Below are 23,579 nucleotides of genomic sequence, written 5' to 3'. Positions count from 1 at the left end.
AGTTGTACCGATGGTTCACGAAAAGCCCTGCCTGCCCGATGTGCCCACTGCCGAGCCGCCGCGTCCAGCTGCGGCGGCGACCCTGTTGGCGCTGATGCATGCCCAGGGCGAAGTGGAGCGGCTGAGTGAGCGCGAGCAATTGCTCAGTTCGCTGTTGGTCAGCGTGAACGCCGTGCTCTGGGCCATCGATTGGGCAACCCGTCGCGTGCTGTATGTGAGCCCAGCCTACGAGCGCATATTCGGTCGTTCGGCCGGTTTGCTGTTGGCCGACCACCGCGAATGGCGCAACAGTGTTCACCCCGAAGACCTCGATTACGCCGAACACAGCCTGGCCCGCGTGCTGGAACAAGGCGCCGTGGAAGACCGCGAGTACCGCATCATCACCGCCGACGGGCAAATCCGCTGGCTGAGTGACAAGTGCTACATCAACCAGCAGGTGGTGCCCGGTGAACCGCTGATTGTGGTTGGCATGGCCGAAGACATCACCGAAAAGAAGCTGCTGGAGCTGGAACTGCAACGTCTGGCCACCACCGACGTGCTGACCCAAAGCAGCAACCGCCGGTATTTTTTCGAATGCGCCAACCAGGCGTTCGACAACGCCTGCGTTCAGGGCACACCGCTGGCGTTCCTGTTGCTGGACATCGATGACTTCAAGGACGTCAACGACACCTACGGCCACCTGGAGGGCGATCAGGTGCTGCGGCGCATCGCTGAGAGTGGTCGGGGGGTATTGCGCCGTGGCGACCTGTTCGGGCGCATTGGCGGCGAAGAATTCGCCGCTGTGCTGCCCGGTTGCGCGCCAGAAATGGCCCTGCAAGTAGCCGAACGGCTGGGCAAGGAGATCCAGGCCTTGTTGTTCAGTTATGAAGGGCGCGAGTTCAGCGTGACCGTCAGCCAGGGCCTGGCCAGCTTGCGTGAAGATGACTCCACCCTCGACAGCCTGTTCGCCCGGGCGGATGCAGCGATGTATGAGGCAAAACGCCAAGGCAAGAACCGCGTTATAGCCGGTTGATACCGATCAACTGTGGGAGCTGGCTTGCCTGCGATGGCGTCTTGGCTGACCCACCGCTATCGCAGGCAAGCCAGCTCCCACAATTGATCGGTGTGTGTTTCAGGTTTTGCGTACTCGCGTCAGTTCGGACAAGCCCACCTTGAGCAACCGCGCCGTCTTGCTGCCGGCCAGCTCTTGCAGCCCTTCGTGCTCGGTCAACCGCGCCATCTGCGTCGCCAGGTTCACCACCAAGGCTTCGCGTGAATACACACCGCCTTCCAGTGAATAGGTGGCCGCGATCAATTGGCGCAACTCCAGCGGCAAGCGCCAACGCGTGCGCAACGCCGAACCGTAGGCGGCGCCAAAGGCGTCGAGGGATTCGCCTATGGCTTCGTCATCCAGGGCGCCGCCGCCCTGGCGCCAGTCCTCCAGGCAGCGCAACAAGGCCAGGTCGCCCAACCGATGCAGGATGCAGGCGCTGTAGCAGCGCTGGTGATCCAGTTCCAACATGCGTGCCAGGCGCCGGGCGTACTCGGCGCTGTCCTCGGACAACTGCCAGTGCCGCTCGGCGTAGGCCACCAGCCCAGAGTCACCCAGCACCACGTTGTGCTTGAGCGCAAGGCCCAGGATGAGGTTCATGCTTTGCCCAGGGACCAGCTTGTTCAGGGCCGCGTGCAGAGTCTGCACCGGCGTGCCGTGATACCCGGCACTGTTGGCGGCAGCGATCAGCACAGCGGTGATTTGCGGGTCCATGCGCACCTGATCTTCAAGCTGCTGCAGGTCCACGCCCTCGGGGCCCAGGCTGCGATGCACCGCCGCTTTCACGTCCACACGCAACGGTGCGCCATCGCAGACCTCTCGGCGCTGCTCCAGGAATGCTGGCAAGGTCATTCCCGGTGCCAGCGCCGGGATCTCGCAATACACGCTTTCGCCCTCGTTAAGCAGCAGGTCTTGCAGGCGCTGGGTCAGGCTCTCCATGTTCAGCGGGCGGGTCAAGTAGGCCGTGGGCGCCAGGGGCAAGGCTTCGCGTACGCTGGCGCTGTCGTTGCGACTGCTCAGCAGAATAAATGGCAATGCAGGGGAGCGGCGCTGCTGGCGCACACTGCGCAGCAGGCTCAGACCATCGACGCCTGCAAGCTCCCAATCCGCCAGGATCAGGTCATAGCTTTTCTCACGTAACAGCGCAGCAGCGTAGTCACCATCTGCGCACACATCCAGCCGCGCGTCACAACGCACATTCAACAACACTTGCTTGAGCAGGTCCCGCGACCAGGGGTCCGCCTCGGCAATCAACACTCGGGGTACAGCAGGTAAATCAACAGCAGTCATCCAGCACGCTCCATCGGCAATGCTTGCACCTTAGACAATGCCGCCGCGTGCGTACAATGAAGCAGGCACAAAAAAACCGCCGAAGCGGTTTTTTGTGTACGGGCTATAACCTGTGGCGAGGGAGCTTGCTCCCTCGCCACAGTGACAGTGTTACAGCTCTGCGAAGCACTCTTCGATAATCGCCAGGCCCTTGTCCAACTGCTCGTCCGGCGAGGTCAGCGGCACCAGTACGCGCAACACGTTGCCGTAAGTACCACAGGACAGCAGGATCAGGCCCTTGTCACGTGCCTTGGCCACCACGGAGGCAACGGCGGCAGCGTTTGGCTTGTGGGTGTCGCCGTCTTCGAACAGCTCGACCGCGATCATCGCGCCCAGGGCACGCACTTCGCCGATCACCGGGTACTTGGCCTGGATGGCCTTGAGGCCGGTCACCAGGCGCTCGCCGACAGCCTTGCAGCGGTCCAGCAGGTGCTCTTCTTCGAACACTTCCATCACCGCCAGGGCTGCCGCACAGGCGATCGGGCTACCGGCATAGGTACCGCCCAGGCCGCCTGGGGCGATGGCGTCCATGTATTCGGCCTTGCCGCACACACCGGCCAGCGGGAAGCCGCCAGCGATGGATTTGGCGAAGGTGGTCAGGTCGGCGGCAACGCCCATCTGTTCCATGGCGAAGAACGTACCGGTACGGCCGGCACCGGTTTGCACTTCGTCGGCGATCAGCAGGATGCCGTGCTTGTCGCACAGTTCGCGCAGGCGCTGCATGAAGGCTTTCGGCGCGACGTAGAAACCGCCTTCGCCCTGTACCGGTTCGATGATGATTGCAGCGATATCACGTGGCTCGGCATCGTTCTTGAAGATGCGTTCGATGCTGGCGATCGAGTCATCGACGCTCACACCGTGCAGTTCGTTCGGATACAGCGCACGGAACACGCCACCTGGCATCAGGCCCATGCCGGCCGAGTAAGGCACGACCTTGCCGGTCAGGCCGAGGGTCATCATGGTGCGGCCGTGGTAAGCGCCAGTGAAGGCGATCACACCAGCGCGGCCCGTGGCGGCGCGGGCGATCTTCACCGCGTTTTCCACCGCTTCGGAACCGGTGGTGACCAACAGGGTTTTCTTGGCGAAATCACCCGGCACCTTGGCGGCGACTTTTTCGCACACTTCGACGTAGGGCTCGTAGGCCAATACCTGGAAGCAGGTGTGGGTCAGCTTGTTCAACTGCTCGGTCACGGCCGCGATGATTTTGGGGTGCACGTGGCCGGTGTTCAGCACGGCGATACCGCCGGCGAAGTCGATGAACTCGCGACCTTCAACGTCGGTCACGGTGGCGTTCTTCGCCGAGTCGGCGAAGATCGGGTGAATCTGGCCAACACCGCGCGGTACAGCGGCTTCGCGGCGTTTCATCAGGGAAGCGTTGGTCTTGCTCATAAAGTCCTCATTCGCCACTCATCGGGTGGCGTGGTCCAAGGCATACGTGGCGGGGAGGCAACTACGGCAGCATTCGATGATCGACTGCCCCAGCTTTCCCGGCCACTACGAATAACGATGTGAAACACGCAAAGGGACAGCGCTCTCGTGCCCTCTGCGTTTACTGCAATCCCGCGCCTTAGATACCCAGGCAGAGGTATTTGATTTCCAGGTAATCCTCGATCCCGTACTTGGAGCCTTCACGGCCCAGGCCCGAGGCCTTGATGCCGCCGAACGGTGCCACTTCGTTGGAGATCAACCCAGTGTTGACGCCGACCATGCCGTACTCCAAGGCCTCGGCCACACGGAACACACGGCCCAGGTCACGGGCGTAGAAGTAGGAGGCCAGGCCGAACTCGGTGTCGTTGGCCATCGCGATCACGTCGGCTTCATCTTTGAAGCGGAACAGCGGCGCCAGCGGGCCGAAGGTTTCTTCCTTGGCCACGGCGGCGTCTTTGGAGACGTTGGTGAGGATGGTCGGCTCAAAGAAGTTGCCTTCCATCGCCTTGCCACCGGCCAGCAGCGTGGCGCCTTTGCTCAGGGCATCAGCGATATGTTCCTGAACCTTGGCCACGGCTTTTTCGTCGATCAGCGGGCCCGTGGTGGTGCCTTCTTCCAGACCGTTACCGATCTTCAATTTGGTCACCGCCACCTTGAGCTTTTCAGCGAAGGCGTCGTACACCGAATCCTGAATGTACAGGCGGTTGGCGCACACGCAGGTCTGGCCGTTGTTGCGGTACTTGGAGATGATCGCGCCTTCGACGGCCTTATCCAGGTCGGCGTCGTCGAACACGATGAACGGCGCGTTACCGCCCAGCTCCAGGGAGACTTTCTTGATGTCCTTGGCGCATTCGGCCATCAACTGGCGACCAATTTCGGTCGAGCCGGTGAAGGACAATTTACGTACGATCGGGTTGCTGGTCAGTTCGCCGCCGATGTCGCCGGCGCTGCCGGTGACCACGCTGAGCACGCCTTTGGGGATACCGGCGCGGTGCGCCAGCTCAACCAGGGCCAGGGCCGAGAAAGGCGTTTGCGAGGCCGGCTTGATCACCATGGTGCAACCGGCGGCCAGGGCCGGGCCGGCTTTGCGGGTGATCATCGCCGCAGGGAAGTTCCACGGAGTGATGGCTGCGGTCACGCCGATTGGCTGCTTGATCACGATCAGGCGCTTGTCGGGCTGGTGGCCGGGGATCACGTCACCGTAGATGCGCTTGGCTTCTTCGGCGAACCACTCGATAAAGGACGCGGCGTAGACGATTTCGCCCTTGGCTTCGGCCAGTGGCTTGCCTTGTTCGAGGGTCATCAGGCGGCCGAGGTCGTCCTGGTTTTCGATCAACAGTTCGAACCAGCGGCGCAGCTTGTTGGCGCGCTCCTTGGCGGTGAGTGCACGCCAGGCCGGCAGCGCCTTGTCGGCGGCTTCGATGGCGCGGCGGGTTTCCGCGGCGCCCATCTTAGGCACGGTGCCGAGAATCTCGCCCGTGGCCGGGTTGTTGACCTTGATGGTCTGACCGTTGTCCGCATCGACCCAAGCGCCATCGATAAAGGCTTGCTGGCGGAACAATTGGGTATCTTTGAGCTGCATGTCGGCTTTCCTTAACAGCACCGCGCGCACGCGGAGCGAATTAGAGTTGTTGAAAGGCGCCTTGTGGGCTGCCGTCAGGGAAATCAGCCCCAGCGCGCGGAAGAAATAAAAGTGCGCACGGGAGACAGAGCGTTTGAAATCTCAAACGAATCCTAGGATCAATGGGGGTACAGGGCAATAGGATGTTCGAAAAAAAGAACGAATATGGCGCATCCGGCTCATCTTTCAGATCAAGCGCACACACGACAACAGCCCCGGAGCCTTGTGGGCGCCGGGGCCGTTGGGGACCTCGCAGCTTAAGGTTGGAACGACTTGAGCACGGCCAGCAGGCTGGTCAAGTTGTCGGCCACGCCGCCCTGGGCGACTTTTTCGGTGGCCGCGGCGCCAGCGGTGGTGTCGACACTGTAGATCTGCATCACGCCCTGGTTGGTGGCCGCCTGGGCCAGGGTGTTTTGTTGCTGTTGGGCCGAGACCGAGTTCTGGAACAGGATCGCCGTGGCCTGGCCCATGGATTGGTAGATGGTGCTCATGGCCATCGCGGGTGATTCGGCAACCACCTTGACGTTGGTCTGGGTGACGGCATCGGTGATTTGCGGGCTGACTGTACTCATGGTTGAAACTCCTGGGTTGAGAAAGAACAACATCCGTTATCGCTCAGTGCTTAAGGCTGGAAAGACTTGAGCACGGTCAACAGGCTGGTGAGGTTATCCGACACGCCGCCTTGGGCGACTTTCTCGGTGGCCGCCGCACCTGCGGTGGTATCGACGCTGTAGATCTGCATCACGCCCTGGTTGGTGGCCGCCTGGGCCAGGGTGTTTTGCTGCTGTTGGGCCGACACGGCGTTCTGGAACAGAATCGCCGTGGCCTGCGCCATGGATTGATAGATGGTGCTCATCGCCATCGCTGGCGATTCGGCCACCACTTTGACGTTGGTCTGGGTGACCGCGTCGGTAATTTGCTCGTTAACAAATGCCATGATCAATTTCCTTATTTAGTACACGGTGCATTCCGTGTTCATCAATGAACGTTGCCAAACAAGGGCTGTGAAACCTGTGGCTTCAGGATTTCGCAGGTCCGGCCAGGGCGGCCTCGATCCGTGCGATCAACTGCTGGATCTCCTTGTTCACCTCACGCTTGAGATCCAACTGCTCGACGCTTTGATCGGGCGCGCCATTCAGCGCTTGGCGTACCGCCGCCTCGCTCTGCTGGGCGGCCTGGCGAATGGCCTGCTCGTTGGTCTTCGATTGTTCAAGCACCTGCACCGCGCGCTTGAGGCTTTCGTCAACGATGGCTCGCGGCGCACCGTCGAACATCTGCGGGCTGCGCAGCATCGCCTCAAGCCGCTGGCGATCAGCGCTGGATAGAACCGGTGGCTGCATGTGAACCTCCTGCGGCACTGGCTGGGCGGCAACAGCGCCGCTAAAGCCGCACCTCAACGTTGTCCTGCCAGAACCCTGCAAAGTAAAAGTGCGGCGAGGAATCACAGAAGGTCGCCAACTCCGCAGGCGTTATGGCGCTAGGCTGGTTGGGGAAAATGGCAGGCGGAGGCGGCAGCAGATTGGCCTCGTTGTAGAGGTTGCCGACTTCATAGCAGTTGGCCGCGAATTGCGAACAAAAGGACCCGCTGCCGATGTCGATGGACTCGTTGATCCGCGTCACCAGGCTGGTATCGGAAGTCCAGCGCCGGAACGCTGAAATCATCGCGTTCCACACGCTGTAGCGGCCCCGAATATCACCGCCGATCTTGTCGAAGTAGAACTGCTTGGCAGCTACCGTCGCCGCCTCGCCCAGTTCGGTATCCACGCAGGAAAACACCATCGCCGAGCGCGGCGGTTTTTCCAGGCTCAGGTCGGTCAGGGCCAGGCCACTGCCCACACTTTCGATCACCATCGTGTCGCTTACCGCAATCGCCGGGTGAACCACATTCAGGTAGGTCGTGTCCTGCGAGAACACCTTGGCCTTGACCAGTTGACCGGCTTTGATAAACGCCCGCGTAGCGCTGTCGTCATCTTGTTTGACAGAAAAAATAATATCTCCAGGCTGCATGATGTCGCTCCTCACTCAAGAAAAGTTGCTTTCAAGTTGCTGTTGCACCGCTCCAGCCGAACGCTGGAGCGCTGTGCTGGGTTCAGGCCGCTGGCGCGGCCCGGTTGGCCAGGGTGCTCGCGTACTTGGCGATGCTCTGGTCGATCTTGTCGATGGCCACGCTGGCGGCTTCGGCTTCCATGGCTCCGGCGGCGGCGGCCACGGCGGCAGCGGCGCCCACCAGCAGGTCGGTGGCCAAGGCGCCCAAGGCGTCTTCGGCAGCGCCTGGCAGGTTGTCGTTGACGATGTTCTCGGTCATTTGCTGGAGCAGCACGGCCTGGGCCGCCAGGGCGATCTTGCTGACCCCGTCGAAGTACCCCGCCGCCTGCGCTACCAGCCCGGCCGCCTGGCTGATCATCATGTCGGCCGGCACCGCGATCTGCGCCGGGGCATAGGCAAAGTTCTGCGCGTTGGTGAACTGCACCGCCTGCACGATCTGGCTATTGAGCGCCGCCGTGCTATCGGGCGACGGCGTGCTTACCTGGTTGAGCAGGTGCTCGTTCATGCGCGCCATGATCGAGCGCGAGGCCGGTGCAGCGGGCGCTGGCGCAGGTGAATCGGCGGCGGGCGTTGCTTGGGAGGCGGCGGGTTTCTTTCTGCTGAACCACGACATAATCAATCTCCCGAGGCCTCAGCCCTTCTCGCCAATCTGCATGATCAGCGCCACGGCCTTGGAGATCACCGCGTTGGAAATCTGATTCATCGCCTGCTGGCTGTTGACCGCGTTCTGCAACGACAGGCCCGCCGCGCTGCTGGCCACCTGGTACAGCGACGCGATGGCCTGGGCCGGCGCCTCGGCCACCACCTTGACGTTGGTTTGAGTGACCGCGTCGGTGATCTGGCTGTTGACCTCTGTCATACATCTCTCCTTGATGGCATTCACCCAGGTTTGGGTGTGGATAGCGGCGGCGTGCTGCGCTCATATCACTAGAACGCCCCACGCCAACGTCTGTGAATCACCTTCAGCGCAAAGCACTGCGCAGCAGTTGCACACGCTTGCGCACCAGCGGCAGCTTCACGTGCAACTCGGCGGCGATTTGCGGGTAAGGCAGGTCGTCGACAAAACGCATCTCGAACAAGCGCTGCTGCAACAGCGGTAACCGTGCGACGTGCGCCTCGATCTGCTCCAGGCGCTCATAACATTCCACCCGCTCCAGCACCGAAGCGCAGGGCGCGGCGAGCGCGGCCAAGTGATCGTGTTCAAGATCCACCGAATCATCGAACAGCCGCCCCTCGCGCTTGCTGCGCCGCAAGCTGTCGAGAAACACATGATCGAGCACCAGAAACAGAAACCCCTCAGGGTCACGAATGCGCTCCGGCGAACGCCGAAAAAACAACAGGGCCTTGATCGCCGTGGCCGACAACCACTCCTGGCCCTGATCCAGATTGCCCTTGGCCCGCCGCAACGCCCGGCGCTTCAGCTCGCCCTGCACGGCACGCCAACTCGCTTCGAACAAACGGTCATCGGCGGCCCATTGATCCTTGAACTCAACAGTCATCCCCATCGCCAGCACTCCTGTGCATCCTTGATGAAGGGCCAGTCTGCGAGGGCTCGACAGGGGTACGCTGTTACCTGGGGAACACTGCGGCAACTAATTCAAGGCAAACGCCTTGCGCCGCAAATGCTCAAGATCGTTGATCACCATGCGCTCCAGATTGCCGCTGATCACGCCATTGCGGCGCCACACTTGCAGCTGCACATTAAGCTTGGGGCGGCTGGTATTCAGCATCGACGCCAACACCCCCTGGCTGGCGGGCAGCGACACACTGGGCAAAGCCAGCGCCAGGTCGATCTCGCCCAGGTTGGCCAACAGAAACCGCGCCAACCGCGACTCCAGCCGATGCAGGCACACCAACTCCAGCAACTCGATGGTGTGCAGCAAACGCAGCATCATCAACATCAACAAACGCCGCAGAAACACCGGCTCCTCAAACAACACAGCAAAATGCCGACTGCCCAACTGCAACAAGCGCGTGGGGCCACTGGCAAAGGTGGAAGACTCGCGCCCATGATCCTTGATCAACGCCGTCTCCCCCACCACCTGCCCGGCCCCGGTACTGCCAATGATCTGCTCCCGACCATCGGGCCCATGCACCACCGAATAAATCCGGCCCTCCACCACCAGCGCAATGAATTCGAGGGTGTCGTCCTTGAAATACAACAGCTCACGATCATCCAGCGTGCGCTCCACCATATGGGTGGCAACGTAGCGCAAGAGATGCTCCGGCATACCTCGAAACAAATCGGAGCGAGCCAGCAGGGTTTGTCTGAGCGGGAGATCGAGCATCACGGTTCCTTTGGAATGCATGCGTTCACCTGGGGAATTGCGGCGTGGAAGCGGGTTAAAGCCACAAGAGCAAAGCAAACAAAGGGACGTGCGGCGCGGGGAGTTGTGAATGAGGGTGGCGATTAGCCATTTTTTGTCGGAAATGGACGACAGGGGGCGGGGGAAATGCCGGAATGGACGCATCAGGTCGACATGGGTATGATGTCGCCCGCACAAGCATCCGTAGCTCAGCTGGATAGAGTACTGCCCTCCGAAGGCAGGGGTCGTGGGTTCGAATCCCGCCGGGTGCACCATATAGCAGTCTCGGGCTGTCTCAGACAGTCTACGAAACACCCCAAGAAGCCCGCCCTGTGCGGGCTTTCTTGTTTCTGGCTATCCGTCCCTGTCCACCCCTATAACTTCCCGCCGTGTATGCCCACGTGTATGCTTTGAGATTCCTATAACTGGAGGCATACAGGAAGTGAAGCGCTCTGAAATCAAACGTCGCCCCTTAGCAGACACCACGCTCGCAGGCCTAGAGGCTGAGCACGCTACATATCGGGAGCAGGACGGGAATGGTCTCTACTTCCGGGTAAAACCTAACGGGCAAAAATCGTGGGAGCTGCGCTACAAAAAGCCGGACGGCAAATGGTCTTGGCTGGGCCTCGGCGGCTATCCGGAAATCAGTGGCTCATTGGCGAGGCAGAAAGCAGCTCAGCTGCGGGATGATGCTTCGACTGGCAAAAATCCTTTGGTGAGCAAACAAGCTCGCAAGGTTGCAGACCAGGTTGCTGCCAACAACACCTTTGAAGCGTTAGGCCGCGAATGGTTTGAGGCCAGACGCACAAGCTGGGAATCAGGTACGTCTCGACGAGTACTTGGCGCACTTGAGCTTCACGTGTTCCCCGTCTTCGGCAAACGCGCGTACACAGAAATATTGCCTCTGGAATGGATGGAGTTTCTACGCGGCATGGAGCAGAAGGGGATCATTGAACAAATGGGCCGAGTTCGTGCCTTTTGCAAAGAGATCTATGACCTGGCCCGCGTAACAGGACGAGCCGTCCACAACCCCCTTGAAGGTCTCAGCAAATTCCTGCAATCACGTAGCGCTGAAAACTATGCACACGTTTCGATTGAAGAACTGCCTGCGCTACTTCGAGCGATCAACTCCTACCCTCACGCAAAGGACGTTCGTATAGGGCTTCGCTTGCTTTCCTTATTAGCATCGCGCCCTAGCGAGATCCGAGAAGCACGCTGGTCAGAAATCGATCTTTCCAAAAAGCTATGGACGATCCCAGCCGAGCGAATGAAACGTCGTCGCGAACATGTAGTGCCTCTCTCTCGACAGGCAGTCGAGGCGCTCACTGAGTTACGAACACTGACAGGTGGGTACCCTCTCCTATTTCCAGGCAGGAAGGACAGGACAATCCCCCGTAGCAACACCGTCTTTCTAATGGCGCTCCGCAGACTGGGATATGCCGGTCGGCAAACTGGCCACGGCTTTCGTCACATCGCGAGCACCATACTCAATGAGCAGGGTTTCGATGAGAATCACATTGAGGCCCAGCTCTCTCATGCAAAGGAGGGGATTGCCGGGGTCTATAACAAAGCGGTGTACCTGCCTCAGCGTAGAGTGATGATGCAGTGGTACGCCGATCACCTTGATGCCCTAATGAGTGGAAATGTGGTGCAGGGCCAATTTGGAAAGGCAGTATGAGAGCACATACCCAGCCCCCCTCGAAAATCGGTGTAACGGGTGTTACTCGTGTAACGCCCATCGCCAAACGCACGGTTTCATTGGCCTCCACGCCTGTTACACAGTTGAGAGACATAGCGTATACCCGATGTAACGCTGCTCAGGCGTGTAACGCAAAAGTCAGCGCTCAGGCGCTGCGGGCAGACGCTTTTCGCCCGAGCCTACCAAGCGACCTTCGCTGGCTCCGCCTTTCAAGCGCAGGGCGTGGGACTCTGGGTTACACGGGGCCTGAGACACTTGGCGATGACTGATCGCCAAACCATATTGCATTCGGCGTTAAGCAGCGGCCTGCTCAAATCTCTCTCAGCGCAACCTCTCTATGACCTCTGCCGTGAACAGGTCGCTGACGCCTGCCACCTGATCGACCAGTGCTGGCTGCGCATTCATCGCGAAGACATCAATAAAGATCTCGCCGACATGAAAGATCTCGGCAGCATGTGCATTCAAACGATGATTCATGAGGAGAGCATTTTTCAATATGCCTCCACCGACACCAGTGCACGCCTGGCGCATTGGGTACGAATGTACAGCGGTTACTACTCGGTGTCGGAGCGTGATGCTCATGCGGGCTACATCATCGCTTGTGCCGTAAAAGCGCTGGAGACATTAGTCAACTGGATGCAAGCAGCCGATCAAGACGCTTGGTCGCATGTGCCTGAACCTCCTATCGATTTGCCGCGGGACCTCTACTGCGAGCTCGTAGAGATGCAGGTCGATCCGGATGAGCGCATTCAGACACTTGATGATTACGCCCTCTATCTAAAACCGATCACATCCCTACCCTGCCTGGTCGACGATGAACTAAGACCCATCGCCGAACGAGCGATCAAAAATGCCATCCGCAAAAAAGGCGGTCTCATCAGCGGCATGGAGCGGAACGAGGAAATTAGCTTTCGAGACGCCGCGATAGTTAAAAAGGGGCTCCACTACCGTGCAGCGGGGATGTCCAAACGCAACGTTGCAACGAAGGTGCATGCCTGGCTACAAGCCGAGATAGCAAAACCTCCAAAACAACGACCTGAGTGGATTGCGCTTGAGACCGAAAAAGCCCTCACCCGCAAAAGAGTTGAAGCCATTCTCAAACGCTATTTCGTGCTGTAAGCCAGAAATTTCAATCAAATTTCAATTGGAAGTGAACTGCTCACCTCCGACCTGCACCTAGATCATTGCTCTCAGTCCTAACCAGTCGAGAGCAAGACCTATGAAAGCGCCTATCACCAAACTTCCCCGCTTTAACCCAACCACTCCAAATCCCATCTTTGACGCATCGTCGACATTGATCCGTATGCCCGAGGTCGAGCGGATCGTGGGCATGAAGCGTTCCACCATCTACAAACTCATGCAGCGCACAGATAGCGGCTTTCCCCTGCCCGTCAAATTGAGCAACAGCAACGCCCGCGGTGCGCCCGTAGCTTGGGTTTTATCTGAAATCCAAACATGGGCACGAAGCCGCATAGAGGCTCGCGACCAGGTGGCGGCATGAAAAATCGAGTCGCCAACAAGGCCTTTTTGCAGCCCTTTTCTGTACTCAGAAAAGTAGGTTTCTCATCACGAGGTATGCAGCGTTTTGAGCGTCACCGCACAGAGCAAAAAAGCCTTAACCGGGACGTGATGGTTATGCGATGGGCAGATGGCACCTGGTGCGCATTGTCAGTTCCCTGCCAAGCACCCCGAGCAATTATCGTCGACGAAGGCCAACAAATCGACGCCTACGAGGATGCACGCGCCTGCCTCGAAGGCGACTTCTTGCCCTTTGTTTCCCTGAGCTGGGAAGTCCATGCCTGAAATGAAAACGCCCCCGGCGGCAACCGGAGGCGTAGAGGTAAATCTATATGCCTAATCAATTTATGCCGCATCGAAAAAATCCGCAAGTGATCCGCACGGTTGCGCTTTCAAAAGACGGACGTTACTCTCTCACGGTCGCTGCAAATTCAGCGACCGGGTTTAGCGGCCCGAGCACATACAGGCGCACAAGCGCTTCCGACTCGATTGCATGCGCTTTTTTTGTGCCTGCGACTCTCGTTTATGGTGGCTGTGCGTGGGAGACCTTCGGGTCTGCCGGGGTCCTGTATGCCCGGTCCGCTAACCCGCGCACAGCTGCCACCTTAATTCGTTTAGCGGCGAACCGTGGCAGCTCCTCACATACAGGAGTAACGCCACATGCACGCCCTCAATCCGTCCAAAATTCGCGCCGCCGCTCACCGAGCAATGGCTCTCGCCGCTTTACATGCCAACTCCAGCCTCGCTACACGCCTCTCCCGTTACAACGCCCATATGTCCAAGGCTCGCGCCCTGGAAGCCGCAGGGGGTGCCCAATGAGCATGCTCCCAGGCTTTGCACTCCCCGAAGATCTACTATGTGTCAGCCAGGACGCCGAAGCTGGCCTGCCTATCGATGCCATCACTTGCGCTCTAGACCGTGCCGATTCAGTTCTCATGCTGCTGGAAGATCATTTAGACGGCGATAAACCCCTGCTTTCCAACCGTGTGCTGTCATCCGTCATTTGGGACGTGCGCGGTACCTTGGGCTTGATCAAAACACTCACCATGTACGGTGATGCCTCCTCTGCGCCGATGGGCCAGAAAGGCGGTGCGCTGTGACCCACTCCAGCACGCTTGGACGCTCCGAGTTTTCCCCTGCCAACGGTAACGGCCAAAACCTATTTCGAGTGAACGCCGGTATCCCGTTGGAAGACGCACTTGAAGCCGTCTCCCAGATTCTGCACCACGCCAACCAACTGATCCTAGACGCGGCCATCAGCGATGCGGGCGAGCGTTTTAGTTGGCCTGCGTTCTACCTCGGCGAGATGGCCAAGGCGCTGATCGACGATGTGAACGAGGCGTTGCTTGAGTCGAGGACCGCACCATGACTCAACGCACTGGCAACACCCCAAAACGCCCCAGTTTTGCCGACGTAAAAAGCGCTGCCCTGAAGAACATCGACCGCGTACTTACTCATTGGCTGCCGAATGGCAAACGCGTCGACGGCGGCAAGGAATACACAGCACCAAACCCGACGCGCACGGACAAACGTGCAGGCTCGCTCAAGGTCAATTTGAGCAAAGGCACCTGGGCGGATTTTGCCACCGGCGATAAGGGCGGCGACCTGATCGACCTGGTGCGTTATATCGATGGCGGCACTGACGTTGAGGCCTGCAAAAAACTGGCGGATCTACTCAGCGTTTCCGCAGGTTCAGCGACAACCAAAAGCGCACCGACCAAGAACGCAACGCCGGAATGGATCGCGATCCAGCCGATCCCGGTCGACGCCATGAACAAGTGTCCTGCCAAGCACCGTCAACACGGTGTTCCGTCCAAGGTGTGGATCTATCGCGATGCTCAGGGCCAGCCAGTCATGGCGCTGTATCGCTTCGACCTGGGCCCAGATGAAGACGGCAAACCGAGGAAGGTCTTTGCACCGCTGACCTGGTGCAAGCGCTCCGATGGGCAAACCACACAATGGCGCTGGCAAGGGTTGCCGGAACCTCGGCCATTGCTGCGCCTAGATGAGCTGGCACAGCGTACCGACGTGCCTGTGGTGCTGTGTGAAGGCGAAAAGGCTGCTGACGCCGCTGCTGAACTGATGCCGGAGTATGTAGCCACCTGCTGGCCGAACGGCTCCAACTCTTGGCACAAGGCCGATCTGACGCCACTCAAAGGGCGCACGGTGGTGCTGTGGCCGGATAACGATGCCAGCGGCAAGGCCTGCATGGACGCCATCGAACTCAAGTTGATTGAGCTGGGAGCCGCGTCAGTACAACTAATTGCGCTCGACGTGTTTAAGCTCAAGCCCAGCAGCAAAGGTGGCAAGCCGACATTGATCAAGGGTGGTAAATGGGCGGATGGCGATGATGCTGCGGATGCGTTAGCCAAAGGTTGGACTGATGGCCACGTCGCCGAGCTGGTGCGCAACGGCGATCTTTTCGGCAGTGTTGCTGAGACCACTGAACCTCAACAATCGAAGGCCAAGGCGCCCGCCAAACGCCCTGCGAAATTGAAAAATGACCTGTTGCCCGGCGGCTTTCGCCTGACGCCTGAAGGGGTGTTTTATTCAGGCGATGATGGCGAGGCACGCCCCGTATGTTCGCCTCTCGAAATCATCGCTCGCACTCGCGACGACAAGGGCCACAACTGGGGCTTACTGGTCGAGTTCAACGACCCGGACGGAGCCAAAAAACGCTGGAACATTCCAGCGAGGACGATGACCGGCGACTTTGGCAAAGACGTACTCGGCCCGCTGGTAGACATGGGGCTGCGCCTTGCGGGAAGTCGATCTGGACGTAACGCTCGCAATGACCTGCAAAGTTATCTTGGCGGATTCGATAGCGCCGAGCGCGCACGTTTGGTAACTCGCTTGGGCTGGCACGAAAATGCGTTTCTGCTGCCCGAACAACAGATCGGTTCGCACTCCGAACACCTTCATTTCTATGAAGCCGGGGCCCAATTGCCGCCGATCAGCGTAGCCGGCACTCTGGACCAGTGGCAAGAGCAGATCGGCGCCTTGTGCATTGGTAATCACCGCTTGGCATTTGTGGCCAGCGTGGCATTTGCCGGTCCACTACTGCACATACTTGGCCATGAGTCGGGCGGTTTTCACCTTTACGGTGACAGCTCCGGCGGCAAGACTACCCACCTGCAAGTGGCCGCCTCGATCTACGGCGGACCACGCCTGGTGCGCTCCTGGCGCTCGACCGATAACGCCTTGGAGTCCATCGCCGCAGCGCATTCGGACGGGCTCCTAGTGCTGGATGAAATCGGTATGTGCGACCCTCGCATCATCGGTGAAACGGTGTACATGCTCGGCAACGGCACTGGTAAGGCACGCGCCAATGATCGCGGACAAGCGGGCCGCCAGGTACAAGAGTGGCGTTTGCTGTTTCTTTCAACCGGCGAAAAGACGTTGGCGCAGCACATGGCCGAAGCCAACAAGGAACTGAAAGCTGGCATGGAAGTGCGAATGCTCGCGGTGCCGGCAGATGCCGGCAAGGGCCTCGGCATGTTCGATGTGCTGAACGGCTTTGATGATGCGGCGGCCCTCTCCGATGCACTCAAGGTACGGGTGGCCAAGTACTACGGCACCCCACTCACAGCCTTCCTGACGGCCCTCTGTGAGCCCGATAACCGGCATGGATGGTCGGCGATCCTGCGCCATACCTTGGAGGGCTTTATCGCTAAAGCACTCCCGGCTTCGGCGAGCGGCCAGGCGCATCGTGCCGCAGCCCGATTTGGCCTGGCTGCAGCAGCCGGCGAACTGGCCACAGCGATGGGGATTACCGGCTGGCCGGATGGTACAGCCACCACCGCCGCTCGGGTGTGCCTCTGTGCCTGGATGAATGAGCGCGGCGGCGCCGGCAACTTCGAAGGGGACGCAATCATGGCGAGGTTGCGGCAGGTCATTGAGCGCTTCGGTGAAAGCCGTTTTACCCGCTGGGAGTCAGCCGCGGCGAAGATTGATGAGCACGGTCCACGTACGATTGACCGCCTCGGATTTCGCAAGACGCTGGAGCACGGCTTAGGCGATGCGTTGCACACGACTAACACCTACTACGTGCTGCCTGAGGCATGGCGCTCCGAAGTTTTTAAAGGCATGAACATCAATGCGGTGAACAAAGAGTTGCTTCGTCGTGGCGTGCTGGACCCGGGAACAGATGGCAAAGCGTCGAGCTTAGTTCGCTTGCCCGGCCTAGGTCCGCAACGCTGTTACATCGTAAAGACGATTCCGGGGACGGATGAGAGCGAGGCTGGATCTGCCTGATGGCCTCTTATTGATCGAGGTAGAGCTGGCTCATTCCCGGCCTCGCCAGCCGCTCAACTGACCCTAAATCGAGTTGCATAGAGACAATACAAATGAACGTAATTCAAGATCTGAAAGAACGCCAAGAAACTTTGATCATTGGGACTGAAAATCTTCAATCAGCACTACTCCCTTATGAAGCAGAACGGGGAAACCGTGAGACAAGCGAACAATTGAATTGCACTGAGACAAAGCTAATGAACGAAATCCATGAACTGAAAGAGCTCCGCGAACGACTGAACGTCGAGATGGAAAGCGTCCAAACTGAAATGCTTCCCCTTGAAACCGTACTGGAAAGCCCGGAAGTCATTGAACAGGACCGGGAACGCGAAGTGCGGTATCAGTACAACGAGCGAAAGAGTAAGTTTGATTCATTGAACCTGGAGATCCAGACGCTGAACCGGAAGATTCACCGTCGAGAGAGCCTTACCAACCAAAAACCCCTAATGAAGAGCTATATGGACTCCATGGCGAACTGGAAAGCCGACGAACAGGAACTCAATGAAAAGCGTCTAACTCTGAGCACCCGGCTAAATCAGGTCCGTCAGCAGGCTCAAGAGGACTTGGCAAAAGCGCGAGAGGCAGAGACAAACGCGGCGACGGCCTACGCACAGGCGGTCGCCTGGGGCGACACAGAAGGCGAAATTAGCGCCAATGCCAATGCGCAGAAGGCCGCGAAGAGTCTTATATTGGCAACCGAGCACCACCGCCGACAACTATTGATTATTACCGCGCTAGAGCAGGAGATAGTTGTAGTGGACAAACACATCGCAGAAGCTCAACAGGAACATAAAAAGATCGAATGGGAATCCATCCGTTTAGCACATATGGTTCTGGAAGAGCAGTGGAACGAAGCGACCGAGGCTCTGCTCGATGTTGGAGGCAAACTTTGGGCTACTTACAACCTGCTTGATCATGATCCGATTGGTCTCATGAAGCTCGTCATTCCAGAGCAAGGGGAGAACTTTTACAGCTGGAAATGGCAGGAGCTGTCAGAGCGCGCGCGCCGACACAATGTGCAAGACGTAGTGGCTATCTAACGACTGCGCAAACCAAAACAGTCTGTCTTCGCAGGCTGTTTATAATAACTAAAGTATAAAAAGGAAAGTTCAGAACAGATAGGCTAACTTCCCCCGACACGCTGAATACCAGAAGAGAGCACTTAGAAAGTATGCTCAACGCTGTGAATCTATATAAGGAAAGCTTACAGCTCTACAGAACTTCTTCATCAGCGCAATAAAAGCGGAGATAGCTTTTATTGAACATCAACATTAAGATTAAAGATGATATTAAAACGGAAGCACTAAAGCCTTCCGTTTTTTTAATTTTACATTCGACAAGAAATTTCTAATTGCTTCCTGGACGGTGAAAATAAAAACAATTATTCCTTTCTCAGCCTCTGACCTACCAATCGTCCTCGCCATCAAAATCCGTCTCATTAGCAGGATCTCGGTCTATTACGTTAGCCACATAGTCAGATTGAGCTACACTAATAGAAGTCCCGCTAAAACCTACAAAATCCAATCCGACTCGTGATAAATTCGCCCCCAAGCGACCGAGCAAATTTAAGGCATATTCGTAACGAAGATGAGCGACAACTCTAGCGGCGCTGCTATTGAATGCGAGGACACCTTTATGCCCAGAAGCTCTTGCCACAGTGATATTTGTAGTCCCACTTTCAAACCGACCTTGATCCCCTACGAACATTTGCTCCCATTTGGGATTTGAAGTTTTTTCTCCATCAGGATCATCTTTCGAACTAAAAGGCGGAGTAAAACTAAAGCACCTTAAATCTTTATCAATCTTCAGAAAAAGATGATTTCCAGCAAAAGCATTTTTCAAAGCTTCTTCATTCTTTACGGAAAACAACTCAACAGCCATAAACGGCGTATGATCTCCAAGCCTCTTTGACCAACCAGAGCTCTTTTGGCCGGGAACTAAATCACACGCGGGAGAAAGGCAAAGCCAAAAACAACTGTCCTTGGCGCCACCCTCAAGCTGAATAACGTGCCCTGTTGTTAAATAAGCACCTTCAACTCCAACTTTACTACTCACATAGCTATTCAAATAACCTTTAACCTCAGAAGTAACCGAATTCGGATACCACTGATCAACTATCTGCGGGCCTCCTGTCTGAAGTAAATAACTTGCAAGGCGCTCTGCAAACTCTGTAACTCCAAACCGTATAGAGTCTCCGAGCCCCTCCCAATGACGATTAATCGTACTATGCACTTTCCATTGACGCTCGTACATATCTTCTGTCAAATACTCTTGTAACCATCCAACCTGAAGATGGTGATTATCAAGAACGGTACCTTCTGCTAACACACCACGCTCATCTAACTCCGCCCTCATTTTGGACATTAACAGCCTGTGAGGTTCAGGATTCCAACGTGTCAACGCCGAAAGCAATTTATCCGGTAAGGTTGATGGTTCCTCAGTTTTACTAACAACAGTCACGAATAGCCGATCAGTTCTTATCCAATTAGTCTCTGACTGCCCTCCGAGGTCCCAGTTAATCCGTCCGAAATCTTGCTCAGCCAACTTAGGCCTCAATGATTCCTGACGATGATGCACGGAATATTGTAAGAATAGCCGAAAACTTTTAGGGATTTTTTTTCCTGGAGCACCTTCAACCCGTGACTTCAGCGCTTCAAACTGTGGCCAAGCACAAATAGCAGGCCAATCAATTTTTTCAGATTTTTGCGCCTTAATCATAAGGAAAAGGCTATCATCAACTGCATCGAAAATTGTTTTCTCAATATCTTCGTCGGTGTCCTCCCACTCCTCAATTAGCTCTTTAACTATTTCTCCGGCTCTTTGACCTTGGACAAGTCGCTCATCAAAGGAGCAAAGACCCAGTGCAACCTCTCGAACAACACGCGGAATCTGGCCACCAGTATCCGAATAGCCTTTTGTATAAACAATCACAAGATTGAAATGATCATTACTGGCTAGTCGCCGAAGTATAGATACGGCATTACCGCCATCATCAGGTTTTTCCTTATTCAGATGATAGTCAAGAATCATAAGATCGGAGTGATGAAAGTGAGAGGCCTCCAGCCCTTGATCTTCAATAGAACTTAAATTTTGCCCATCATGAATATCTACTACCCATCGACGAGAATCAGCTCTGCAGGATTGAATAATCTTACGAGCCCTGCTGACATTTACGTCAACCCATTTACCAGATCCATCGAGTTCTTTTTGTAAGAGAGCATCTACAGTAGGAAATTCATCGTCAACCACCATTACTGTACGTATCGGTTTTATGAAAACCTCTTCGATGAGTAAGCCATAAGGATCACCTGCTCTAATTTCTGCCTCAATCATATACGGCACCTTTGAAATCCATTACAAAATTGGCACCAGGAAGAACTTTAAACTTATCTTCCTTTGCATATTCGATAGTGTGTCCACCAGCCGCCAGATTTGCCCGGCAGAGATATAAACCAACGCCCCTCCCGCCGCGTACCTTACGCGTAAAAAATAGCGAAAAAAGGTGATTTTGGTCAGCTAGGTCTACACCAGCTCCACTATCCCCGACAACAACTCTCCCCTCAACGACATCCAATAAAATGCGCTGCCCCCCACTACTTCTTTGACCAACCCAGTACGCGGCATTATTAATCAAATTTATAAAAACTGGGAATATTCGAGCCGGCTGCTCAAAAACCGAAAAACGATTAAATTTTTCTGATGACGCTATTGTTGTATCCTTACTAAGTAACCCCATGCCAAAGAACTTATTCACATACTGCATTATTTCTTGGCCGGAAATGGAAACCTTAAATGTTGGACCAGACAACTTTAATGGTGACAAAAATCTCAAACGATCAGCTAGCATTTCGTGAGCAACTTTCACATCAGAAAAGGGCTTCGTGCTTTTTGCAAGCTCTGGAAGTTCATCCAATCCCTCACTAATTGCTAACTCAAGACCCTCGATTTCGTGCCCTATTATCTCCACCGTTATGCCCAACTGAGCAAGCGAATGGAGTCGATCCAATTCCTCTCTCATCTCATCCACGGTATCCATTCCGTAAGCTGCCAGCGTTTCAAGGTCGATATTTTCTTGAAGACTACGCATTGCAGAAATATAAGGCTCAAAAATCTCAGAATTATCAGAGTCGACTTTATCCCTTTCAATTGCCAGACGGTCCAATGCATCAGCCAATGAAATTCGTTCATATTCCACATCATCCAGAAGTGGCAAAGTCAACGCATGATAACGTTTACTACTTTCCTCATACAATGTTGCTATACGAACTTGCTCTGAATCTAGTATATCGCGAGCCTCTTTATTCCACTTTCGCAAACGTGCCTGAAGAAAGGCGGCATTGCTGTTGATATCCGAGAATATTACATCACGCGGAGATTTTGGTTTTAATACTGCAAGCGCAGATGTTAGAGATTGATCTAGTGTAAAAAGCATCTCACCAGCTTGACGCTGGTTATAGCGGTAATCCTCATACTCTTTCTCAAGCGTCCCCAAGTTTCTCGGAGCCTCGCCCAATGAAAAATCTTTAGATTGATCCTTCAACAGGAGCAATCTATCTCGCAAAGAGACCACTTCATCTTCCGAGTCAAGTGAAGCATCACGAACTCTTATAATGAGCGCATTCAACTCGCTGCAATAAGCTTGCAAAGCTGGTGCGTACTTTTTAAGATTACCTCGAAAACGTTTTCTTCGAGACGCTCTAGCTTTATTCCGTTCCTCTTCAGCTTTTTCTTTTGCACGCGACTCCTTAATTGCAGGAAGATACTTCCGTTGCAACTCAGAATCAGTGCCAAAATAATTATAGGCAGTTTTCATGAGAATATTTTCAACCAAATCCCTGAAAACCTTAACTGATTTATTATCAATCAGCCCCTCTCGGCCTGCCTTATCTTTTAGATTTGGATTTCCTTCCCGAGTTAAAGCTACTCGACCAAATGTTCTGCGGTTAGACCAAAAATGGCGACCTGCATGCAGTGACCTTCGCTTCTCTATTTCAAAAAAATCGCTATCTTCACGACCATATGGCATCACCCTCAGGCCATTTCGGTAGACCATCACACCACCGTACTTTAGAGACTGCTCCAAAAGCTTACGATGCACCTCAGGAGGATGGGATGATGAACCTGCTATTTGCTGGAACGTTCCGAGGCGAAGGTGAAACTCCCCTACTTTAGAATTACTCCGATTGGAAACATCACTCTTGGGGGAGATGACTACATCCCCTTCCAACCAGCGACCGAAAGCTTTCACGCGCCCTGTGAAAACTCCTAAATCGCTTACCGTTCCCTCAACAACATGTTCTAGCTCTTCGAGATTTCTTACATCAAACTCACGCTGATTGGAAATCACTGCTCGTCGTAAAGCTCCATCCCAGGCTGTTACAGAGTAGTTGAACGCCTGGGCGCCATATCCGTTGGAGAAGTTATCTTCATCAGAGTAAGGATCTGTAAAATTAGATAGCGTCTGGAAAAGGCGCTCTTTGGCCTGCGCAGCAGCATCGAGATCTTCAGCTTTCACTCTTGAATCAAGTTGAGCTTCAAGGTCAAAAACAATATCAGCGATAAGCAATATCGTCCCATGATCACTCTCCCCTTGCCATAAAGGCCATTGCTCAAAATGGTTAACATCGAATGTCGCTGTCGACACCACATGTTCCATTGCACCTCTCGTGGATGGTTTGCCTTCTGAAGCTTCTAGCTTATCGAATTCATCCCACGCATCAGTTATTCGAACAGCGCGTGCGCTGTCTTTGCCATCGCCTTTTAAATTTCCACGTAACGAATCAAACATAGATGGCAGGAAGCCAAATATTTCTTCCTTTTGATGAAACTCCACAACTGGAATCTCAATATCTTGTAAGTATAGAAATGGGTTCTCAAATAGGCGCCAATCAATGAGCGCCGCTGTAAATAGGTCATTTCGCCGCTTAGATACCACAAGGAGAAGCGGACCCAAGAATGCGGATGAAAGTCGACCGATACCTTTCTGGCCTTGTTTAGGACGAATCGGCAGACCGTTCCTGTCTGCCTCATCTACAATATTTCCTGTGGCTTTAGATTCTGTTCCAATCACCAACCACTTATCTATGAATTCCTGACGACTCATACCATGCCCGTCATCTACAAGCGAGACGATAGGTAACTCACCATCATAAATATGCAGGCCGATGGTAGTGGCATAGGCATCATAAGCATTCTTCCATAGCTCAGATACCGCAGTAGGACAGTCCGCAATCTGCTCGCGCCCTAAATGGTCAATCGTGCGCGCCCTGGTCTTGAAAGATACGGCGTCAACCATCGTGCTAGCCTCGA

23 protein-coding genes and 1 tRNA gene are annotated in these 23,579 nt (G+C 55.6%); 11 read left to right on the top strand and 13 right to left on the bottom strand.

Translation table 11 applies throughout. The features are described from left to right. Positions 1–10 precede the first annotated feature (10 nt). The gene (locus LJX92_RS01000) at positions 11–1,012 is read left to right on the top strand and encodes a GGDEF domain-containing protein (RefSeq protein ID WP_032878465.1); all 1,002 of its coding nucleotides are present in this window, start codon (positions 11–13) and stop codon (positions 1,010–1,012) included. A 99-nt stretch (positions 1,013–1,111) separates the two neighbouring features. Here LJX92_RS01000 and LJX92_RS00995 read toward each other — a convergent pair whose 3' ends face one another. The 11 genes from LJX92_RS00995 to LJX92_RS00945 all read right to left on the bottom strand — a co-directional run bounded on the left by LJX92_RS00995 (position 1,112) and on the right by LJX92_RS00945 (position 9,763). Further along, positions 1,112–2,320 carry an HDOD domain-containing protein gene (locus tag LJX92_RS00995; protein ID WP_228309207.1) on the bottom strand — a complete coding sequence of 403 codons (1,209 nt, stop codon included), beginning with the start codon at positions 2,318–2,320 and terminating at the stop codon, positions 1,112–1,114. Positions 2,321–2,470: 150 nt separating this feature from the next. Further along, positions 2,471–3,748 carry a 4-aminobutyrate--2-oxoglutarate transaminase gene (gene gabT, locus LJX92_RS00990; RefSeq protein WP_228309206.1) on the bottom strand — a complete coding sequence of 426 codons (1,278 nt, stop codon included), beginning with the start codon at positions 3,746–3,748 and terminating at the stop codon, positions 2,471–2,473. A 178-nt stretch (positions 3,749–3,926) separates the two neighbouring features. Beyond that, entirely contained in the window at positions 3,927–5,369 is a 1,443-nt protein-coding gene (gene gabD, locus LJX92_RS00985) for an NADP-dependent succinate-semialdehyde dehydrogenase (RefSeq protein WP_032878469.1), read from the bottom strand. A 296-nt stretch (positions 5,370–5,665) separates the two neighbouring features. Further along, positions 5,666–5,980 carry a RebB family R body protein gene (locus LJX92_RS00980; protein ID WP_003187551.1) on the bottom strand — a complete coding sequence of 105 codons (315 nt, stop codon included), beginning with the start codon at positions 5,978–5,980 and terminating at the stop codon, positions 5,666–5,668. 50 nt (positions 5,981–6,030) lie between these two features. After that, the gene (locus tag LJX92_RS00975; RefSeq protein ID WP_005783676.1) at positions 6,031–6,345 is read right to left on the bottom strand and encodes a RebB family R body protein; all 315 of its coding nucleotides are present in this window, start codon (positions 6,343–6,345) and stop codon (positions 6,031–6,033) included. A gap of 82 nt (positions 6,346–6,427) precedes the next feature. Then, complete coding sequence (locus LJX92_RS00970) at positions 6,428–6,748, bottom strand: hypothetical protein (RefSeq protein WP_228309205.1); 321 nt, start codon at positions 6,746–6,748, stop codon at positions 6,428–6,430. Positions 6,749–6,788: 40 nt separating this feature from the next. Continuing rightward, positions 6,789–7,415, bottom strand: coding sequence for a hypothetical protein (locus LJX92_RS00965; RefSeq protein ID WP_003187547.1), 627 nt, complete (start codon positions 7,413–7,415; stop codon positions 6,789–6,791). Between the two features lie 82 nt (positions 7,416–7,497). Next, on the bottom strand, positions 7,498–8,067 hold the full coding sequence (locus LJX92_RS00960) for a hypothetical protein (protein WP_228309204.1): 570 nt from the start codon (positions 8,065–8,067) through the stop codon (positions 7,498–7,500). A gap of 18 nt (positions 8,068–8,085) precedes the next feature. Then, positions 8,086–8,313, bottom strand: coding sequence for a RebB family R body protein (locus LJX92_RS00955; RefSeq protein WP_003187543.1), 228 nt, complete (start codon positions 8,311–8,313; stop codon positions 8,086–8,088). 103 nt (positions 8,314–8,416) lie between these two features. Further along, complete coding sequence (locus tag LJX92_RS00950) at positions 8,417–8,959, bottom strand: RNA polymerase sigma factor (RefSeq protein WP_050989018.1); 543 nt, start codon at positions 8,957–8,959, stop codon at positions 8,417–8,419. Between the two features lie 87 nt (positions 8,960–9,046). Then, complete coding sequence (locus LJX92_RS00945) at positions 9,047–9,763, bottom strand: Crp/Fnr family transcriptional regulator (RefSeq protein WP_228309203.1); 717 nt, start codon at positions 9,761–9,763, stop codon at positions 9,047–9,049. A 195-nt stretch (positions 9,764–9,958) separates the two neighbouring features. On the opposite strand from LJX92_RS00945, the gene LJX92_RS00940 reads away from it, so the two are divergent. The 10 genes from LJX92_RS00940 (at position 9,959) to LJX92_RS00895 (ending at position 18,310) form a co-directional block, all read left to right on the top strand. Further along, a tRNA-Arg gene (locus LJX92_RS00940) sits at positions 9,959–10,035 on the top strand. Between the two features lie 167 nt (positions 10,036–10,202). Further along, a complete protein-coding gene (locus LJX92_RS00935) occupies positions 10,203–11,438 on the top strand; it encodes a tyrosine-type recombinase/integrase (protein WP_228309202.1) in 1,236 nt (411 codons plus the stop codon). Between the two features lie 282 nt (positions 11,439–11,720). Beyond that, a complete protein-coding gene (locus LJX92_RS00930; protein ID WP_228309201.1) occupies positions 11,721–12,578 on the top strand; it encodes a hypothetical protein in 858 nt (285 codons plus the stop codon). Between the two features lie 100 nt (positions 12,579–12,678). After that, positions 12,679–12,960, top strand: a complete 282-nt coding sequence (locus tag LJX92_RS00925) for a helix-turn-helix transcriptional regulator (protein ID WP_228309200.1) — start codon at positions 12,679–12,681, stop codon at positions 12,958–12,960. Further along, on the top strand, positions 12,957–13,262 hold the full coding sequence (locus tag LJX92_RS00920; RefSeq protein WP_228309199.1) for a hypothetical protein: 306 nt from the start codon (positions 12,957–12,959) through the stop codon (positions 13,260–13,262). The genes LJX92_RS00925 and LJX92_RS00920 overlap by 4 nt, the downstream gene beginning before the upstream one ends. A gap of 375 nt (positions 13,263–13,637) precedes the next feature. Then, the gene (locus tag LJX92_RS00915; RefSeq protein ID WP_003175981.1) at positions 13,638–13,796 is read left to right on the top strand and encodes a hypothetical protein; all 159 of its coding nucleotides are present in this window, start codon (positions 13,638–13,640) and stop codon (positions 13,794–13,796) included. Then, a complete protein-coding gene (locus tag LJX92_RS00910) occupies positions 13,793–14,077 on the top strand; it encodes a hypothetical protein (RefSeq protein WP_228309198.1) in 285 nt (94 codons plus the stop codon). Before LJX92_RS00915 ends, LJX92_RS00910 begins: the two co-directional genes overlap by 4 nt. After that, complete coding sequence (locus tag LJX92_RS00905) at positions 14,074–14,346, top strand: DUF3077 domain-containing protein (protein WP_119738278.1); 273 nt, start codon at positions 14,074–14,076, stop codon at positions 14,344–14,346. The genes LJX92_RS00910 and LJX92_RS00905 overlap by 4 nt, the downstream gene beginning before the upstream one ends. Next, positions 14,343–17,231 carry a DUF927 domain-containing protein gene (locus LJX92_RS00900; protein ID WP_228309197.1) on the top strand — a complete coding sequence of 963 codons (2,889 nt, stop codon included), beginning with the start codon at positions 14,343–14,345 and terminating at the stop codon, positions 17,229–17,231. Before LJX92_RS00905 ends, LJX92_RS00900 begins: the two co-directional genes overlap by 4 nt. A 236-nt stretch (positions 17,232–17,467) precedes the next feature. Further along, positions 17,468–18,310: a chromosome segregation protein SMC gene (locus LJX92_RS00895; protein ID WP_228309882.1), complete on the top strand. Its 843-nt coding sequence runs from the start codon at positions 17,468–17,470 to the stop codon at positions 18,308–18,310. Between the two features lie 364 nt (positions 18,311–18,674). On the opposite strand, the gene LJX92_RS00890 is transcribed toward LJX92_RS00895, so the two are convergent. Together LJX92_RS00890 and LJX92_RS00885 are read right to left on the bottom strand one after the other, a co-directional pair. After that, entirely contained in the window at positions 18,675–20,603 is a 1,929-nt protein-coding gene (locus LJX92_RS00890) for a response regulator receiver domain (protein WP_228309196.1), read from the bottom strand. Next, positions 20,596–23,565, bottom strand: coding sequence for an ATP-binding protein (locus LJX92_RS00885; protein ID WP_228309195.1), 2,970 nt, complete (start codon positions 23,563–23,565; stop codon positions 20,596–20,598). Before LJX92_RS00885 ends, LJX92_RS00890 begins: the two co-directional genes overlap by 8 nt. Positions 23,566–23,579 lie beyond the last annotated feature (14 nt).

The sequence above is a fragment of the Pseudomonas sp. HN8-3 genome (genome assembly GCF_020790195.1).
Lineage (GTDB): Bacteria > Pseudomonadota > Gammaproteobacteria > Pseudomonadales > Pseudomonadaceae > Aquipseudomonas > Aquipseudomonas synxantha_A.
This window is presented reverse-complemented; position numbering and strand designations above follow the sequence as displayed.

What these genes read in the sequence shown, in the direction of transcription:
- LJX92_RS01000 (WP_032878465.1), top strand. Translation starts at nt 11, where the DNA reads ATGGTTCACGAAAAGCCCTGCCTGCCCGATGTGCCCACTGCCGAGCCG.
- LJX92_RS00995 (WP_228309207.1), bottom strand. Translation starts at nt 2,320, where the DNA reads ATGACTGCTGTTGATTTACCTGCTGTACCCCGAGTGTTGATTGCCGAG.
- gabT (WP_228309206.1), bottom strand. Translation starts at nt 3,748, where the DNA reads ATGAGCAAGACCAACGCTTCCCTGATGAAACGCCGCGAAGCCGCTGTA.
- gabD (WP_032878469.1), bottom strand. Translation starts at nt 5,369, where the DNA reads ATGCAGCTCAAAGATACCCAATTGTTCCGCCAGCAAGCCTTTATCGAT.
- LJX92_RS00980 (WP_003187551.1), bottom strand. Translation starts at nt 5,980, where the DNA reads ATGAGTACAGTCAGCCCGCAAATCACCGATGCCGTCACCCAGACCAAC.
- LJX92_RS00975 (WP_005783676.1), bottom strand. Translation starts at nt 6,345, where the DNA reads ATGGCATTTGTTAACGAGCAAATTACCGACGCGGTCACCCAGACCAAC.
- LJX92_RS00970 (WP_228309205.1), bottom strand. Translation starts at nt 6,748, where the DNA reads ATGCAGCCACCGGTTCTATCCAGCGCTGATCGCCAGCGGCTTGAGGCG.
- LJX92_RS00965 (WP_003187547.1), bottom strand. Translation starts at nt 7,415, where the DNA reads ATGCAGCCTGGAGATATTATTTTTTCTGTCAAACAAGATGACGACAGC.
- LJX92_RS00960 (WP_228309204.1), bottom strand. Translation starts at nt 8,067, where the DNA reads ATGTCGTGGTTCAGCAGAAAGAAACCCGCCGCCTCCCAAGCAACGCCC.
- LJX92_RS00955 (WP_003187543.1), bottom strand. Translation starts at nt 8,313, where the DNA reads ATGACAGAGGTCAACAGCCAGATCACCGACGCGGTCACTCAAACCAAC.
- LJX92_RS00950 (WP_050989018.1), bottom strand. Translation starts at nt 8,959, where the DNA reads ATGGGGATGACTGTTGAGTTCAAGGATCAATGGGCCGCCGATGACCGT.
- LJX92_RS00945 (WP_228309203.1), bottom strand. Translation starts at nt 9,763, where the DNA reads ATGCATTCCAAAGGAACCGTGATGCTCGATCTCCCGCTCAGACAAACC.
- LJX92_RS00930 (WP_228309201.1), top strand. Translation starts at nt 11,721, where the DNA reads ATGACTGATCGCCAAACCATATTGCATTCGGCGTTAAGCAGCGGCCTG.
- LJX92_RS00925 (WP_228309200.1), top strand. Translation starts at nt 12,679, where the DNA reads ATGAAAGCGCCTATCACCAAACTTCCCCGCTTTAACCCAACCACTCCA.
- LJX92_RS00920 (WP_228309199.1), top strand. Translation starts at nt 12,957, where the DNA reads ATGAAAAATCGAGTCGCCAACAAGGCCTTTTTGCAGCCCTTTTCTGTA.
- LJX92_RS00915 (WP_003175981.1), top strand. Translation starts at nt 13,638, where the DNA reads ATGCACGCCCTCAATCCGTCCAAAATTCGCGCCGCCGCTCACCGAGCA.
- LJX92_RS00910 (WP_228309198.1), top strand. Translation starts at nt 13,793, where the DNA reads ATGAGCATGCTCCCAGGCTTTGCACTCCCCGAAGATCTACTATGTGTC.
- LJX92_RS00900 (WP_228309197.1), top strand. Translation starts at nt 14,343, where the DNA reads ATGACTCAACGCACTGGCAACACCCCAAAACGCCCCAGTTTTGCCGAC.
- LJX92_RS00895 (WP_228309882.1), top strand. Translation starts at nt 17,468, where the DNA reads ATGAACGAAATCCATGAACTGAAAGAGCTCCGCGAACGACTGAACGTC.
- LJX92_RS00890 (WP_228309196.1), bottom strand. Translation starts at nt 20,603, where the DNA reads ATGATTGAGGCAGAAATTAGAGCAGGTGATCCTTATGGCTTACTCATC.
- LJX92_RS00885 (WP_228309195.1), bottom strand. Translation starts at nt 23,565, where the DNA reads ATGGTTGACGCCGTATCTTTCAAGACCAGGGCGCGCACGATTGACCAT.